The following is a 15,049-nucleotide window of genomic DNA, read 5'->3' on the forward strand; positions in this document are numbered from 1 at the left end:
AGCGTTATGAAAAAATTACTTATTATAGTTGTTTTGGTTTTGTTGCGAGGATTTGTCTTTGCCGCTGGGTCAGATCCTTTTGTTATTAAATCGTATGTTCCTGGGAGTTTTGTAATTGCCCATAAAGGAAAGGTTAACTCTATTTTATTAAGCGACAATGAATTTGCTGGCGTAACAAGAGCTGCAAAAAACCTGCAAAGCGATCTGCAAAAAGTAACAGGTTTAAATCCTTCATTTTTTACAGAAAAGGCAACAGGGTTAGCCATTATTATTGGAACCATTGGCAATAGTAAAATCATCGATCAGTTAGTAAAAAACAATAAAATTAATGTTGCAGGTATTGCAGGAAAATGGGAAAGTACATTAATTGAAGTTGTGAAAAATCCATTGCCAGGTATAGATAGTGCCTTGGTAATTGCTGGGAGTGATAAACGTGGAACAATTTATGGCGTTTATGAATTGTCTTACCAAATAGGTGTTTCACCTTGGTATTATTGGGCAGATGTTCCAGTAAAAAAGAGCGAAAGTTTATTTGTTAAACCTGGAAGGTATGTTATTTCATCGCCTGCAGTAAAATATAGAGGAATTTTCTTAAATGATGAAGCGCCGGCATTATCTGGCTGGACACATAAGGAATTTGGAGGCTTTAATTCTAAATTATACGAGAAGGTTTTTGAATTGATTTTACGTTTAAAAGGTAACTATTTGTGGCCTGCAATGTGGGGTAATGCTTTTAACGACGATGATAAAATGAACCCGATACTTGCTGATGAATATGGTGTGGTCATTGGTACGTCGCACCATGAACCATTAACTCGTGCACATGACGAATGGAAAAGATATAAAGGTGGTAAATGGAATTATGATCAAAATCCACAACAGTTAAGGGAATTTTGGGAAAGTGGTTTAAAGCGTGTGGCAGATAAAGAGCAAATCATTACCATTGGTATGCGAGGAGATGGAGATGAACCCATGTCTACTGGCACTGCCACTGCTTTGTTAGAGAAAATTGTTAAGGATCAGCGAGAAATTATAGAGAAAGTAACCAAAAAACCAGCTTCGGCTACACCACAAATTTGGGCTTTATACAAGGAAGTACAAGATTACTACGATAAGGGAATGCGTGTGCCAGATGATGTGACTTTGCTATTGGCCGATGATAATTGGGGTAACATCAGGAAACTGCCTAAGTTAAATGAAGCGCCAAGAAGTGGTGGTTATGGAATTTATTATCACTTTGACTATGTGGGAGATCCAAGAAACTACAAATGGGTAAATACCAATCCTATTCAGAAAGTTTGGGAGCAAATGAATTTAGCTTACGAGTATAACGCCAATCAGATTTGGATTGTAAATGTTGGCGATTTAAAACCAATGGAGTTTCCAATTGAGTTCTTTTTAGATTATGCTTGGGCACCAGATGCCATTCCTGCAGAAAAATTGAAGGATTATATGATTAACTGGTCTGGTAAACAATTTGGACAAGAATATGCAAATGACATAGCAGATATTTTAGATTTATACAGCAAGTACAATGGGCGCATCAAACCAGAATTACTGAATGATAAAACTTACAGCTTAGCTAATTATAACGAGTTTGAAAATGTTGTTGCCGATTATAATTCATTAAAAGATCGCAGCAAATTTATTTATGATAGAATTCCCGCTAACCAAAAAGATGCATTTTATCAATTGGTTTTACATCCTGTAGAAGCGAGTGCCAATCTAAATGAATTGTATCTCTCAGTTGCCAAAAATAAATTATACGCTAATCAGGGTCGTTTTACCGCAAATGCAATGGCTGATAAAGCAGCAGAATTGTATAAAAAAGATGAAGAAATAACTAATTATTACAATAAGGTAATGGCAAATGGAAAGTGGGATCACATGATGGATCAAACTCATATTGGTTATACTTATTGGCAACAGCCTGAAAAAAATGCAATGCCAGAAACTGTTGTGCTTGCTTTTACAGGAGATCTATCTAAAGCTCAACTAGGACTTGCAATTGAAGGTAGTGATTCATCATGGACAGGTAAAACAAAGGTGGATATGGCTTTTCCAACATTTGATTATTACAGCAATAAAGCCCACTACATCGAACTATTTAATGGTAAAAAGGGTTCTTTTAAATATGAAATTGAAGTTCCAGTTTTTGTAAATGTAAATGCCCCAACGGGTGAAGTAAAAACTGAGCAAAGAGTTTATTTAAATATCGACTGGGACAAAGCGCCAGCTGGAAAAACCACAGCAATTGTTACAATTACTGGAAGTGAAGGTTCGAAAATAAGCTTGCCAATTACTTTAGATAACAGAAGATTTTCAGATCAAAAAATTAATGCATTTGTTCCGCAAGATGGGTACATTTCTATGGAAGCTCCAAGTTATAGTAGAGCCGTAAATAGCCGTCCAATTTTTTGGAAAACCATACCAAATTACGGTAAAACAACAGGAGGCGTAATGCCTGTTCCGGTTACTTCATCAGTTCAAAAATTAGATGCAAATACTCCACATCTTGAATATGATTTCTATACAAACGAAACAGTTGCATTCAATTTGCATAGTTACATCTCTCCAACAATTGATTTTACAAATACCGATGGATTAAAATTTGCAGTTTCTGTAGATAATCAACCTCCAATTATTGTCAACATTAGCGCCGATTATAGAACTGAGGCAGCTTGGCGAAAATCAGTTGCTGATAACATCAAAATTTTTAAAACTGCTTTGAAAATTGATGCAGTAGGCAAACACACTTTAAAGTATTGGATGATAAGTCCTGGTGTGGTGTTGCAAAAACTAGTAATAGATTTAGGTGGATTGAAGCCAAGTTACTTAGGCCCGCCCGAAACTTTTGTAAGCAAACAAGAAAAGTAAAACCATTTATAAATTGAAAATATGAGCAATAATTTAAAACTTTCTGGCCTATTTGTAATGATGGCCTTGGCGGCGAGTGCTTGCCAGCAGAACCAAAAATCGGCAAGTAATGAAACTGCAGATACAACTAAAAAATCTAAATATTTATCTCCTCCATTAATTAAGGATATTTATACCGCAGACCCTTCTGCGCATCTTTTTGAAGGAAAAATTTATATTTATCCATCTCATGATATAGAAGCTGGAACTCCAGAAAATGACAATGGCGACCATTTTGATATGCGTGATTACCATATCTTAAGTATGGATAGTGTTACAGGTAAGGTTACTGATCATGGTGTTGGTTTAAGCGTTAAGGATATTCCTTGGGCGGGCAGACAGCTTTGGGCACCAGATGCAGCGTTTAAAAATGGAACGTACTATTTGTATTTTCCAGTTAAGGATAAAAACGATGTGTTTAGGATAGGTGTAGCTACGGCTAAAAACCCTGCTGGTCCGTTTAAAGCAGAGCCTAAACCAATGGAGGGAAGTTTAAGTATAGATCCAGCTGTTTTTACAGATACTGACGGTAATTCTTACATGTATTTTGGCGGTATTTGGGGTGGGCAGTTGCAAAGGTGGAACAATGGAAAATACGATGCCAATGGTTCGAAAACAGATTCTGGTAAAGAAAATGAGCCTGCTATTTCTGCAAAAGTTGCTAAACTAAGTAAGGATATGTTAAGCTTTGATGGTGCCGTTAAGGATGTTAAAATTGTAGATGCAAACGGGAAAGAATTACTGACTAAAGACCACGATAGAAGATTTTTTGAAGGTGCATGGATGCACAAATTCAATGGTAAATATTATTTTACTTACTCTACTGGAGATACTCACTATTTAGCTTCAGCAATTGGCGATAGCCCGATGGGTCCATTTACTTATCAAGGGACTTTTATGAACCCTGTTCAAGGCTGGACAACCCATCATTCTATTCTTGAGATAAAAGGTAAATGGTATATTTTTTACCACGATACAGAGCTTTCTAATAAAACTCATTTAAGAAACATCAAGGTTACAGCATTAAAACACAATGCAGATGGAACTATCGCTTTGATAGAACCGATGAATAAATAACATATTTAATTAAGTGGTATTATGATAAAGAGTTTCTTTTTTGGTTGTATGTTCCTTCTTGTTTTTGCTAAACCATCCATTGCACAAACCTATTTAAAACAACAAGGGACGGTTAAACAGTTATTTGTTAAAGACAAGCCCTTCTTGATTTTAGGAGGAGAACTTGGTAATTCAAGTGCATCAGATAATGAGTACATGAGAAACATTTGGCCAAAAATGAAGGCAATGAATGTGAATACCATTCTTGCTCCTGTATATTGGGATTTGATTGAGCCAGAAGAAGGGAAATTCAATTTTGATTTGGTAGATAGTTTGATTGCAGTTGCAAAAAAGAACGATTTAAAACTTGTGTTTTTATGGTTCGGGGTTTGGAAAAATAGCATGTCATGTTATGCGCCATATTGGGTTAAAAAAGACCAACAAAGATTTCCAAGAGCTACTGATAAAAATGGCGTTGGTCAAGAAATTTTAAGCCCGTTTTATGAGAACAATCTAAATGCTGATGTGAAGGTTTTTAAAGAATTAATGAAACACATTAAGGCAATTGACAGCAAAGACCAAACTGTTGTAATGATTCAAGTAGAAAATGAAATTGGAATGTTGCCAGAAGCGAGAGACCACAGCCCTTTAGCTACAGCAGTATATAAAAAGCCAATTCCAGCAGCATTTTTTACTTACCTGAAAAAGAATAAAGACAGTTTGATGCCAGAATTTAAAGCAGTTTGGGAAAAGAATGGTTTTAAAACTGCTGGTAATTGGGAAGAGGTATTTGGTAAAAGTTTGACAACTGATGAAATTTTTATGGCTTGGTATTATGCCGATTTCATTAATAAATTAACGGATGCCGGAAAGTCTGAATATAACTTACCAATGTTTTTGAACACAGCTTTAAACTATAAGAAGGAAGCGAAGCCTGGCGAATACCCGAGCGCAGGACCATTGCCTCATGTAATGGATGTTTGGAAATCTGCAGCACCAAAAATAGATTTATTATCGCCAGACTTTTATAATCCAGATTTTAAATATTGGAATGATTTATATGTGAGAGGAGGAAATACACTCTTCATTCCTGAAATTCGTTTTGAACAAGGTGTGGGTGGAAAGACATTTTATGCAATTGGGCATCATAGCGCAATGGGATTTTCGCCATTTTCAATAGAAAATGGATCCAAAGAAGAAACCGCTGAAGTAACGGCAACTTATAAACTGCTCGATCAATTAAAACCTATCATTCTTCAACATCAGGGGAAGGGGACTATAAATGGTGTTTTATTTGATAAAATTGATGCCAAAAAAGAACTCAAAATGGGCGATTATATCTTAACCTTTTCACATGATTTAAGTTTAGGTTGGTCACCAAAATCAAAAGACGAAAAATGGCCAATTACAGGTGCATTGGTTATACAGCTTGCTGTGGATGAGTTTATTGTAGCCGGAACAGGAGTTGTGGTGACTTTTAAGCCAATAGCCGCCAACTCAAGAGCTGGAATTGGTTACATAGATGAAGGTGTTTTTAAAGATGGCAAATTTGTTCCTGGTTTAAGGATGAATGGCGACCAAAGTCATCAAGGTAGGCATTTAAGAATTCCTGAGGGAGATTATAGCATCCAAAAGATCAAGTTATACACTTATAAATAATTAATTCCAATGAGGAAGATATCATTATATGTTATTTTACTTTTAGCAAGTTTAACCAGCTCTGCCCAAATAAAACTGCCTAGGTTGATTAGCGATGGAATGGTTTTGCAAAGGGCAATTCCGGTAAAGTTGTGGGGCTGGGCTGCTCCAAATGAAATTGTTAAGCTTAATTTTAATAAAGCAGAATATACTGCCAAAGCTAATGAGAAAGGTGAGTGGCAAATAAAATTGCCTGCTCAAAAAGCTGGTGGACCTTACCAAATGGTTTTTACGGCAAGCAACAAAATTATACTTAAGGATATTCTATTTGGTGATGTTTGGGTATGCAGTGGGCAATCGAATATGGAACTGCCAATGAGTAGATTAATTGATAAATACCCTGATGTAATTGCAAATGCCAATAACAATCAGATTAGGCAGTTTCAAGTTCCTGATGAATTTGATTTTAAGCAAGAACGCAAAGATTTTTCTAATGGTTCATGGGTAAGTGCTAGTCCTAAAAACGTATTGGATTTTTCTGGTGTGGCTTACTTTTTTGCTTTAGAGATTAATAAGAGAAATCATATCCCAATTGGTTTTATTAACAGTGCATTAGGTGGTTCTCCTGCGCAAGATTGGATAAGCGAAAGTGCCATAAAAAGATTTCCTGCTTACCATGAAGAATTACAAAAGTTTAAAGATGATAATTTAATCAAAAACATAGAAAAGGCAGACCAACAAGCATCAATCAATTGGTATAAAAAGCTAAATGCTGCAGATGACGGTTTAATTAATAACTGGAAAAAAACAGATGGTAAAGATTGGCCTGAAATGAATATCCCAGGTTATTGGGCCGATGGTGATTTAGGTTATGTAAACGGAGTGGTGTGGTTTAAAAAAGATATCAATATCACAAAAGATATGCTTGGTAAACCGGCCAAGTTAATGTTAGGCAGAATTATAGATGCAGATTCAGTTTTCATCAATGGGCAATTTGCTGGTACAACAAGTTATCAGTACCCACCAAGGAGATATATTTTGCCTAACACTATTTTAAAAGAAGGAAAAAATACAATAGTGGTAAGGGTAGTTAACAATTCTGGCAGGGGAGGTTTTGCCTTAGATAAACCTTATGAGTTAATTGTTGGTGATCAAACAATTGATTTAAAAGGAGCTTGGAATTACAAGTTGGGTGCCAAGATGGAACCTGCTCCTTCACAAACTTTTGTGAGATGGAAACCTGTTGGCTTATATAATGCAATGATTAGTCCATTGACTAATTATGTCATTAAAGGTGCTTTGTGGTATCAAGGAGAGGCAAATGCCAACAAGCCAGAAGAGTATAAAAGTTTAATGCAAACTTTAATTGAAGATTGGAGAAGTAAATGGAATCAAGGTAATTTCCCATTTTTATACGTGCAATTGCCAGGTTTTATGGATGCTAAAAGCAATCCGTCTGAAAGTAGCTGGGCAAAATTAAGGCAACAGCAGTTAGACTTATTAACTGTGCCAAATACTGCAATGGCAGTTGGTATAGATTTAGGCGAATGGAATGATATTCACCCGCTAAACAAACAAGATGTAGGAAAACGCTTGGCCTTACAAGCGCAGCATTTGGTTTATGGCGATGTTAAAACTGTAAATTCTGGCCCGATATTTAAAGAAGCCAAATTAGATAAGGATAAAATTACCATCAGCTTTAATCATATTGGTGGCGGTTTAATCTCAAAGGGGGCAAAGGAGTTAAAGTACTTCGCCATTGCTGGGGCAGACAAAAAATATTACTGGGCAAATGCTCAAATCATTAAAAATAAAGTTGTGGTATGGAGCAACAAAGTTCAAAATCCAGTTTCTGTTCGTTATGCTTGGGCAGATAATCCAGAGGGAGCTAATTTGTACAATAAAGCAAATTTGCCAGCCTCGCCGTTTGAAGCGAAGGTAGGTTTGTAAGTCTATATACTTTTTAAGTTATGCGTCATGCCCAACTTCCCGAAGTAAATTCGGGACAAGTGATTGGGTATCCTAATGCGATAAAAAGGTTGTTGCTTGCTAATGGCAAATGTGCACTCTAGCGTAATTTATTTTGAGCTTAATTTGAAAACGAATACCAGTAATCTTTGGCTTATGCCGTCCTGCTATCCGTAATACTGCGAAGAGCAGTATTTTACTCCTATCAGGTTTATTTAACAAAGGTGGTGGTGCTTGGCTTGATTTGCAGCACTGCAACCTATAATAGTTGTACAGCCTAATTTTAATAGACCCTGCCTGTCTGGCAGACAGAGTTATTGCCCCAAAGGGGTCCTTTGGAGCAGCGAACACGAACCCAATGCGCAGCCTAAAATCGATATTGAAAGCATTGGGTGAAGTAAAGCGGAAAGAAGGACAGGACCCATCCTATTATTTGCTGAACTTGCTTTTCAGGTTATTCCTAAAAGCTCTTGTTTAACTTCTATTGCTTAGCAATTTGAGCATAAAAAAAGCGGCAAGTTATAATAACCTGCCGCCATACTAACCAAATTGAATTCTTATTAATTACCTTTCAATCCTTGTAAAATTCCAGAGAATGCTGGTTTTTTAACATAGTTTTTGTCGAACAATAAAGGAGCATCGTTCTTTGCTAAGCTTGTAGTGATCCAACTATCAGAATCACTTACACCCCATACTAAAACACCACCTCTCTGTGCTGCTGGTACGTATTTCAAATAAGATTGTATTACATATTTATACATTGCCGCTTGTAGGTTTTGCAAGGCAATTGAAGCGCTAACATCACCCACTTTTTCTGAAGGATTTAACCTTACATCTAACTCAGAAATTCTAACTTTTAAGCCAGTTGCTGCAAGTTTTATAAACATATCATCAATTTTGCTGTATGCAGTATTAATGTTGCAATGCATCTGTGTGCCTACTCCGCTAATACCAGTATTTGCAGCTTTTAGTTCTTTTGCTAAAGTTACAAATGCGTCTAGTTTTGCTGTGCTCGATTCTAGGTTGTAATCATTCATATACAAATCAGCCGTAGCATCTGATGCTCTTGCGTAGGTAAACGCTTTTGCGGCATAATCTCTGCCCAAATAGCTTTGCCAAACAAAGATGTCTGTTCTTGTGCCAGCAGGTGTGTTTGTATTGTTTCTTAATTCTGCAGCATCGCTAAACGGTTCATTGATAACATCCCAAGCGGTAATTTTGCCAGCATAACGAGCAACAACAGTTTGAATGTGTTTTTTCATTGCATTGTCTACAATGGTTGCCAATGCACCTCCAGTTGGTGGCGCCACAACAGAAGCATCTGTAATGCTCACATCATCGATATATAAAGTATTAAGTGTGCCACCTAAATCGAATGCTAATTGAAAAGCGGTAACTCCTGCAGGAACTACGTAATCGTATGAAACCTTTGCATAACTAGTTGTCACTGGTTTGCCACCTTGGTAATTAACTCCGCCAGCGGTTGCGCCAGAATATGGCCTGATTTCGAACTGAATATTTTGGGCACTAGCACCTTTAATGTAATAAGAAATGGTATAAGTTTTACCCGCCGTGACAGGGATTTGAGCTTTAGTAACCAGCTGCGTATTGTAGTTTTGACCACCTGCTGGAACATTTATTTGTAATGCCTTTGAGCCAGTATTTGTATTAGTAGTTGTGCTCACAAATTGCCCAGTACCATTTAATACTTGCCAACCATCTGCAGGTTCGCCAGTTGTACCAACAGTTGTCGTTTCAAAACTTGGATTAACAGCTAAGTTGGTAACTGTACCACCGCCAGTGCCGCCAATTAAACTGTTGTAGTAAGTTGCTCTTTGTTGGGAGTGCCAAACTAAGGTGTGTCCGAAAACTTTTAAACCAGAATTGGTTGCTAAGGAGTAAAAGTTATCAGCCGTTGTGAAATCGTAAGATCCATCTGCTTTTACTACGGAACTGTTTTTTAGTTCGTTACCAAATGTAACCCAAGTGGCTTCTCTTTTTACGATAGACCAATATTTACCATTGCTGGTTGTAGACAGCGGATATTCAACAGCTAAGCCGATAGGGAAAGAAGCATTACCTTTTAATGTGCCTATGCTATCTGTAAATTGAACTTCAGCAAGGCTGTCTGCGCCATTATATATTTCCTTTTTACAAGAATACATTCCTGTTACTGCAAGTAACAATAAGCCAGGAATAATTAATTTATGTTTCATTTTTAATTTCTTTAATTATTGATTAATAATAACCTGGGTTTTGATACTTGTTTCTGTTAGGGTCGCCAGCTGGATCTACTACTGCAAAAATCTGAGCCTGAGGAATTGGTCTTAAATTATGGAAATCCTTAATATTGGGTGCGCCATCAGGATTGTAGAGCTTAACCCTTTCTACAAGTTTTTTACGAACCGCTAAATCTGCCCATCTTAAGCTTTCCCCACATAACTCTCTTGAACGTTCATCTAATATGAAATCTAAATTAATTTGAGAAACATCAATACGCATGATCGCTTTTCTAGCAGCTAAGTCAGTAGCATTAAGCCCCGAGCGATATGCTGCTCTTTCTCTTAAAGTGTTAATCAATGGGACGGCATCTCCAGGGCGACCATCTTGCAAAGCTGCCTCAGCAGCCATTAAATAAACCTCAGATAATTTAGCTACAATAAATGGTCTTCCAGATGCATCTTGGAAAGTAGCCCTGATACTATCGTTATACTTTTTCAAGCTAGGGTATATTTGGTTTGTTTTATTTTGGTTAGACCAATATTCAGATGGCCCTATTACTTTGTATTTTTTTCCGGCAGCTTTTAATTGGGCAGCTCTTGCATCGGTTGGGGCTAGGTAAATTGCCGTATCACCAAGTGCAACACCAACACCAGCTAGTTTGGTTTTAAAGGTTTCTAAATCGGCACCTGTGCGTAAGGTAGCAACAGTCCATAGTGTTCTAAAACTTGCATCATATCTTGCATCGTTTACTTTGTCAGCAAAAACTTTATTGAAAATGTAAGGTGTTGGGGCTACTTGCCTTAACGGACGGTTATATTGGAAAGGCCTATCGTCAATTAATGAAACACCACTTACCGTAGCGGCATTTTGATAATTACAAGTAAATAGGTTAGCTGCAATGTTTGCTTTATTTGCAAATTCTGTTTCCGGATTTGGCACCTCGTTGTTGGCGTTGTTTAGGGACAAACGTTCAACCGAGTATAAAACCTCTTGATTGTAGTCGTTTCCTTGTTTATGTATCAAGCTATAATCTTGAAGTAAATCAGTTCCGTATTTAGCTTTGTTATTGATCAATTCCATTGCGGTTTTGTAGGCATTATTAAAATCCGTAGGTTCTTTTACATCGGAATAACCACGAAATAAATAGATCTTAGCCAATAGGTGCAATGCAGCAGATTGAGAGAGTTTAAAAGCTGTTGCTGGTCTTGTAACAGGTAGGTTTTGGCTTGCGAAGATTAGATCATTAATCATTGCTGCGTAGTTCTTTTTCAAAACATCGTTAAAAGGAAGACGATTGAAACCGAAGTAAGCAACATCAGTAAATACTAAATCTCCAGAACCTAAATCTAGTGGCACTGCACCAAACTGTTCTACCAATAACATATAATAGTGGGCTCTCAAATACCTGGCTTCTCCCATAATTGCATTTCTTGCTGCATCACTCATTTTTACTTCTGGAGCAAATTTTAAAATGGCATTACAAAGGTTAATGTTAGAATAGTTTCTATTCCAAGGTGTTAAAATAGAGCCATTTGTGGGTGGTATTTGATAAGTCCCAAGTTCTAATGTTTGCCCTGAGGCACCTTGATCACCATAAGTAAATTCATCGGTTCCCATATTCGCTAATAAAACTGCTCCAATTGGCCCATAATCATATCTCATTCCAGAGTAAGCTGAGTTAATAGCGGCTTGAATACCATCTGGAGTTTTAAAGTAATCTGTTGTAAAAGCTGTATATGGTTTTTCTTCTAAAGCTTTTTTGCAGCTCCCAAGCATAACTATAGCTGAGAGTACCATTGCTTGGATAAAATATCTTGTTTTCATTTTCTTAAAATTAAATGTTAAAAAGTAACGTTTAAACCTGCAAGGAATGATCTTGTTGGAGGTGTAGTAGCTCCAATAGTTAGTGCTCTACTAGAAATATTTCCTGGGTTTTGAACCCCTTGATTTCCTGTACCTGTAGGTTCGGGATCTAATCCACCAGCTTTAACATAAGGTGAATAAACAATGAATGGATTTTGTGCAGTAACGTATATTTTTAGTTTTTGTGCACCTATTTTTTTGGCAAGCTTGCTATCAAATGAGTATCCGAAATTAATGCTTCTTACTTTCACAAAACTTGCATCAAAATAACCAAGTGTTGTAGCGGCATCGCTAGTTAATGGCGAGCTTAACAAGCCTCCTGCTACATTTGGAGAGGGATAGGTATTGGTAGGGTTGGTAGGTGTCCAATAATCAACAGCTAATTGGTTTCTTCTGCCATCATTTATTGTTAAATATCCTCCTAAAGGTTGGTGTATCTGGCTAATTAGCGTACCGCCAAAACGAGCATAAACTACAAATGAGAAGTCGAAACCTTTATAACTAAAACGGTTAGTCATACCACCTTGAACATCAGCTTGGCCATTGCCAATTACATATTTATCATCAACTGTTAATTTTCCATCACCATTGTGATCTTCTAATTTTAATTGACCAGGTACAAAACCATATTTTGCTGCCTCAGCTGCTTCGTTAGTTTGCCAAATGCCTATTTTTTTATAATCGTAAATAGCTGTTAAAGGCTGACCAACAAATAATTGGGCATTAATAACTTGCGTTGTTGTCTCGTTTAAAGCAACTAATTTATTTCTGTTCAACGAGAAATTTAAATCTGTGCTCCAAGAGAAGCCACTTTCTGTTTTAATATTCTGACTAGATAATGCTACTTCTAATCCTTTATTGCTTACGTTTCCAATGTTGGTTAAATAATTTTCTGAAATACCAGATGTTGGTGGCAATGGAATGCCATAAAGTAATTTATCGGTTTTTGCAGTGTACCAATCAATGCTACCCGTGATACGATTGTTAAGAACTCCAAAATCTAACCCAATGTTAGTGGTACGAGTATATTCCCAATCTAACTTTGGGTCAACAATTCTATTTACGTAATAGCCTGTTTGTGAAATATTTCCATAATTGTAACGTACCCCATTAGAAGCAACACCACCTAATGTGCTGTAAGCGTCAATTGATTGATTTGCAGTAACACCATAACCGGCACGTAGTTTTAGGTTAGAAAAAACTTTTACATCTTTCATGAACTCTTCATTGGTGATACTCCATCCTCCAGAAATCGCTGGATATTGTTTCCATTTATTGCCATCCCCTAAGCGAGAAGAGCCATCACGACGTCCGGTTAGCGTAATCATGTATTTATCATTGTAAACATAATTAGCTCTTAACATCATAGAAATTAAGGTAGTAGATGCTTCACTTCCACCTAGAACAGGAGCTGGATCTACAGACGATAAGCCTAAATTATAAAACTGTACAAAATCTGCAGTTATGCCCTCTTTGCTAACGGATGTGTTGTGAAATTGCTCTTCTTCTATGCCGAATAATGCTGTAACCGAAACGCGATGTTTTTGTGCAAATGTTTTATCGTAAGTTAATAGGTTGTCTATTGAATATTTCGTTCCAGTACCGTTATTAACTGCTGCAATATTAGTTTGGCCAGGTCTAAAATAACTATCTGTTCCTCTAAATTGGGCGCCCTCTTGTTGGTTAAAGTCTAAGCCGGCATTTAAACGATATTTTAAGCCATCATAAATGTTTACTTCTCCAAATAAACTAGTAAACGTTCTAAATCTTCTAACTCTATCAACCCATTGATTATCATTAGTTAACAGCATTAGTGGATTGTAAGTTGTATTTTGATCATCAGTATTTCCTGCAGGTTTTTTGTTAACACTGCCATCTGGATTGTATGGTGATGATAACGGGCTTAGTGTAAGCAATGGGAAAACGTTTAGTCCAAATTGAGAGCCATTTGTTATGCTATAGTTTGATAAGTTATTAAAACCTACTTTAATACGTTTACCAATTTTGAAATCACCCGTTGCCTTGAAAGAAGCACGAGCGAAATTTTGACTTGGCAACACTGAAGTTTGTTTAAAGTAACCACCCCCAACAGAGAACTGGCTTTGGTCACTACCCCCAGAAATGCTCAAGTTGTTATCAGTAATATAACCATCTTTATACATCAAGTCTTGCCAATCCGTGTTTCTACCTGTTGCTATTCCTTGTTTTTCATCGGCCATATAGTCTTGTGTGAAAATCGAATAATCACGCAGGGCCCTATATTGGTCAGCATTATATACATTGTACTTGTCTGTAATTTTCGTTACACCATAATAAGAGTTAAAAGAAACCCTTGTATCTCCAGATATGCCACGTTTAGTGGTAATTAAGATTACACCATTTGCTCCACGAGAACCATAAATTGCAGTTGCAGATGCATCTTTTAATACATCTAAGCTGGCAATGTCATCTGGGTTAATATCATTTAATGTTCCATTATATGGAATCCCATCAACTACAAATAAGGGGTTGTTAGAAGCATTGATGGATCTTTCTCCACGTATTCTGATCTGTGCACCAGCTCCTGGGGCGGTGCCAACAGATTGAACCTCTACCCCTGCTAATCTTCCTTGTAGTGCTTGTTGGATGTTTGCCACAGGAACTTCCTTAATAGCTGCACCACTCATAGATACAATAGAGCCTGTTACATCTCTTCGTTTTTGTGTACCATACCCGATAACAACAATCTCGTTTAAGTTTTTAGAGTCGGGAGTTAAGCTAACATTGTAATTGCTTACGCCACTCTTAATTTCGATTTCTTGAGATGGATAGCCAATGTAAGAAATGATTATTGTTTTTTCATCTGAACTGGCGCTGATAGTAAAATCGCCACTGGCATCAGTTACTGTCGCTTTTCCAGAAAGTTTTAGCTTGATGCCTGCACCGGGCATTGGCTGGTTTTTCTCATCAACTACTTTTCCCTTTAAAACGGTTTGGGCAAAAAGCAAAGATGGTGTTAGGCCTATTAAAAGTATTAGCATAGCTAAACTCTTAAACAGCATTTTTTGTCTAGGTTTTTTCATACAAGGTTTAATTTAATACGCAATGTTTCTTTAACTGCCTTATCAAAACCTTAAGTTTTATTCGCCTAATTAAGAAGGAGAAATAGCTTAAGTATATTTGGTTAGGATAAAAGTAGATATTAAAAAATTAAATTGCAACCGATTGCATAAAATATTTTAAATTAATTTGATAATGTGTTTAATTTCGTTAAAAATGCTGTTTAATTGTTGTGTACCGATTGCATCGAGTGGAAATAGTATATTGATTTTGATGCTAAATGTTTAAGTTCAGCCAGAATAACTATTTAGTAAATCATCTTTTAGCATTCCTGAATTATTACGAT

General features: G+C 36.7%; 7 protein-coding genes. 4 read left to right on the forward strand and 3 right to left on the reverse strand.

Features of this window, described 5'->3' with window-relative positions; genetic code table 11:
* Positions 1 to 6: 6 nt before the first annotated feature.
* The 4 genes from EZ428_RS19800 to EZ428_RS19815 are packed head-to-tail and all read left to right on the forward strand — an operon-like array spanning position 7 to position 7,560.
* The gene (locus EZ428_RS19800; protein ID WP_131554945.1) at positions 7 to 2,877 is read left to right on the forward strand and encodes a glycosyl hydrolase 115 family protein; all 2,871 of its coding nucleotides are present in this window, start codon (positions 7 to 9) and stop codon (positions 2,875 to 2,877) included.
* Between the two features lie 21 nt (positions 2,878 to 2,898).
* Positions 2,899 to 3,993 (forward strand): glycoside hydrolase family 43 protein, encoded by a 1,095-nt coding sequence (locus EZ428_RS19805; protein WP_225871107.1) that lies wholly within the window; start codon positions 2,899 to 2,901, stop codon positions 3,991 to 3,993.
* Between the two features lie 21 nt (positions 3,994 to 4,014).
* Positions 4,015 to 5,631, forward strand: a complete 1,617-nt coding sequence (locus EZ428_RS19810) for a GH35 family beta-galactosidase (RefSeq protein WP_131554946.1) — start codon at positions 4,015 to 4,017, stop codon at positions 5,629 to 5,631.
* 9 nt (positions 5,632 to 5,640) lie between these two features.
* Positions 5,641 to 7,560: a sialate O-acetylesterase gene (locus tag EZ428_RS19815; protein ID WP_131554947.1), complete on the forward strand. Its 1,920-nt coding sequence runs from the start codon at positions 5,641 to 5,643 to the stop codon at positions 7,558 to 7,560.
* A gap of 578 nt (positions 7,561 to 8,138) precedes the next feature.
* On the opposite strand, the gene EZ428_RS19820 is transcribed toward EZ428_RS19815, so the two are convergent.
* The 3 genes from EZ428_RS19820 to EZ428_RS19830 are packed head-to-tail and all read right to left on the reverse strand — an operon-like array spanning position 8,139 to position 14,726.
* Complete coding sequence (locus EZ428_RS19820) at positions 8,139 to 9,794, reverse strand: endo-1,4-beta-xylanase (RefSeq protein ID WP_131554948.1); 1,656 nt, start codon at positions 9,792 to 9,794, stop codon at positions 8,139 to 8,141.
* Positions 9,795 to 9,816: 22 nt separating this feature from the next.
* Complete coding sequence (locus EZ428_RS19825; protein WP_131554949.1) at positions 9,817 to 11,625, reverse strand: RagB/SusD family nutrient uptake outer membrane protein; 1,809 nt, start codon at positions 11,623 to 11,625, stop codon at positions 9,817 to 9,819.
* A 17-nt stretch (positions 11,626 to 11,642) separates the two neighbouring features.
* Entirely contained in the window at positions 11,643 to 14,726 is a 3,084-nt protein-coding gene (locus EZ428_RS19830) for a SusC/RagA family TonB-linked outer membrane protein (RefSeq protein WP_131554950.1), read from the reverse strand.
* Positions 14,727 to 15,049: the final 323 nt, after the last annotated feature.

It is taken from the genome of Pedobacter frigiditerrae, assembly GCF_004331645.1.
In the GTDB taxonomy this organism is placed as follows: Bacteria; Bacteroidota; Bacteroidia; order Sphingobacteriales; family Sphingobacteriaceae; genus Pedobacter; species Pedobacter frigiditerrae.

What these genes read in the sequence shown, in the direction of transcription:
- EZ428_RS19815 (WP_131554947.1), top strand. Translation starts at nt 5,641, where the DNA reads ATGAGGAAGATATCATTATATGTTATTTTACTTTTAGCAAGTTTAACC.
- EZ428_RS19820 (WP_131554948.1), bottom strand. Translation starts at nt 9,794, where the DNA reads ATGAAACATAAATTAATTATTCCTGGCTTATTGTTACTTGCAGTAACA.
- EZ428_RS19810 (WP_131554946.1), top strand. Translation starts at nt 4,015, where the DNA reads ATGATAAAGAGTTTCTTTTTTGGTTGTATGTTCCTTCTTGTTTTTGCT.
- EZ428_RS19805 (WP_225871107.1), top strand. Translation starts at nt 2,899, where the DNA reads ATGAGCAATAATTTAAAACTTTCTGGCCTATTTGTAATGATGGCCTTG.
- EZ428_RS19825 (WP_131554949.1), bottom strand. Translation starts at nt 11,625, where the DNA reads ATGAAAACAAGATATTTTATCCAAGCAATGGTACTCTCAGCTATAGTT.
- EZ428_RS19830 (WP_131554950.1), bottom strand. Translation starts at nt 14,726, where the DNA reads ATGAAAAAACCTAGACAAAAAATGCTGTTTAAGAGTTTAGCTATGCTA.
- EZ428_RS19800 (WP_131554945.1), top strand. Translation starts at nt 7, where the DNA reads ATGAAAAAATTACTTATTATAGTTGTTTTGGTTTTGTTGCGAGGATTT.